Here is a 2,481-nt window from a genome sequence, read left to right as displayed (position 1 = left end):
CCAATGATTCGTCCATTTTTTTTTCTCTTTTTCCTTTTTTCAACTTTTTCTTTTCTATGTAGAAGTCAGGATATCAACATCACATCCGTCGATTTTCCATTTGACCCTTCCCTTACCAATATCGTGGGAATGTGCCAGGACGAATACGGCTTTATCTGGTTAGCCGATAACTACAGTGGCTTGGTACGATACGATGGGACATCCAAAAAGTATTTCAGAGCCAATCCAAACGACAGTAGTTCACTACATACCAACAGGCTGGAATGCCTTTATGCAGGAAAGGGAGGAATTGTGTGGATTGGAAGTCTCTTCGAAGGACTAGGCCGATTCGATCCGGTCACAGAGACTTTCACACATTACCAAAATGATCCTGCCGAACCGCACAGTCTTCGAGACAATCAGGTATCTGCCCTACTTGAAGATCGCTCAGGAACCTTATGGATAGGGACGGCTAAAGGACTGGATACCTTGGACAGAAAGACTGGATATTTTGTTCATATCGAAGACGACACCCCTGCCGGTCGCCTATTCAAGGAGGCAACAGTAAGAAGTATCTATGAGGATCATGCCGGTACAATTTGGATTGGGGCAGGAAACTCATTCGACCCCCGGGATCATCCTTCATCAGGTTTGTACCGATTTGAGAAAGAGTCTGGTCTGATCACTCATTACAGACATGATTCGAATGACCCGATGTCGCTCGTTGGAAATCGAATCCGGGCTTTATTTGAGGACAGCCGGGGAAACTTTTATGTCGGTTCGGAAGGGGATGGACTTCATATCATGAATCGGGCTCAGGGCACTTTCCAACGCTTACCCAATATTCCCGGTGACCCTCATGCACTTTCCCGCCCTCCTGTCAATCCAAATGCTTTATATGCAGTGGATCACATTACTTTTATCAATGAGGATTCTCAAGGGGCTATTTGGATTGGAACCTATGCGGGAGGGATCAATCGCTACAATCCGAAATCGAAGACCATAGAGTTTTTTGGAAGATCCGGATTAGGTTCACATTATGTAGAGAAGAACGACTTTTGGACTTTACTAAAAACCAAGGATAATCTCCTGTGGGTTTCAGGCTGGGAGCCGGAGACAGAGAATCAGGTGCTGTTTCAAATTTCCACCTTTCAAAATCATTTTGATCATACCGCGATCGGAACACGGGCTATGGTATTTGCTCAAGACCAAGAAGCCGGAGTTTGGATTGGAACAGAGAAAGGCCTGTTTGGCCATGACGTGGACCAATCAAAGGATAGTTTTTTCTCGTTTGTCCGCAATACAGTGGGACGAGTAATTCTCTGGGATCTGAAATTTGACAAATCGGACAACTTATGGGTCGCCACCCTATGGGGCGGAGCATACTTTTTGGACCGGCAGGCAATGACCTACAAGCGCTATGGACCAGAGGAGCAGGGTAAAAGCGGACTTTCCACTTCGATGCCCCAGGTGATCTTGCCAATTCCCGATGGCAATACCTGGATAGGTACGACCGGAGGGCTTGACTTATTCAATTCGAAAAGTGGAAAATTCACGCATTTCACCCATGATCCATCCAAGCCCAACAGTCTAAGTGCAAATGCTGTATACAGTCTTCTTCAAGATTCGAATGGAAAAGTTTGGATAGGTACAGGAAATGGTCTTAACCTTTTTCGGGAAGAAACGGCTGATTTAAAACGGTTTCTGGATAAGGCTGCTGTGCCAGTGATTGAAATTTATGAAGATAGCAAAAAGCGAATTTGGGCAAGTTCCTTCAGGTCAGGGTTCTTTTTATTAGATCCCGAGACAGGAATTTTCAATCGGTACTACGACAATACTGGTCTGATTACAGATTTGCTCCTCATCACAGGGATCGTTGAGGATGATTCGAAATGGCTTTGGTTGTACACCGACATTGGGTTCATTCGCCTTGATCCTGAAACAAAAAACGCAACCCTTTTTGGGAACAGTTGGAAAAAACCGAGCGATACGGGATTTTACTCTTTAAACGCATTTATTTCTAAAAATAAAGAGATTTTTGTGGGAAATGCCAACGGGTATTTTTCTTTCCAACCGGCAGTTCTGGAAAATCAATATCCTACTCAACCTGCACCTTATTTATCAGCTTTTTTTCTGAGAGATCGAACTATAACAACCCAAACAGATAAAAGAATCTTACCGAAGCATCTCAATGAAACCAGTGAGATCAAATTGGCTCACCATCAAAACACTTTTACGCTTGAATTCGGGAGTATTGACTTCATAACCTCGGAATCGGAGAAAAACCTTCGTTATAAGCTGGAAAACTATGATCAAAACTGGAGGGATGGAAACACCTATACTGCTTCTTATTACTCCTTACCCCCGGGAGAGTATATTTTTCATATCATGACTTCCAACAGATATGGACAAATAGGTCAAAAATTCCTAGCCATTACCGTGATGCCACCATGGTTTACCCAGTGGTGGGCTTGGCTTTCCTATGCCTTGTTGCTGTTTTTA

1 protein-coding gene is annotated in these 2,481 nt (G+C 43.9%); it reads left to right on the top strand.

All coding sequences use genetic code 11. The features are described from left to right. Positions 1–129: 129 nt before the first annotated feature. On the top strand, positions 130–2,481 hold a 2,352-nt coding region (locus ACZFYI_RS19015; RefSeq protein ID WP_462525697.1), incomplete at its 3' end, for a ligand-binding sensor domain-containing protein.

The organism is Aquiflexum sp. (assembly GCF_977115555.1).
The sequence above is the reverse complement of the archived record's forward strand: the minus strand, read 5'-3'. Positions and strand labels throughout refer to the sequence as shown.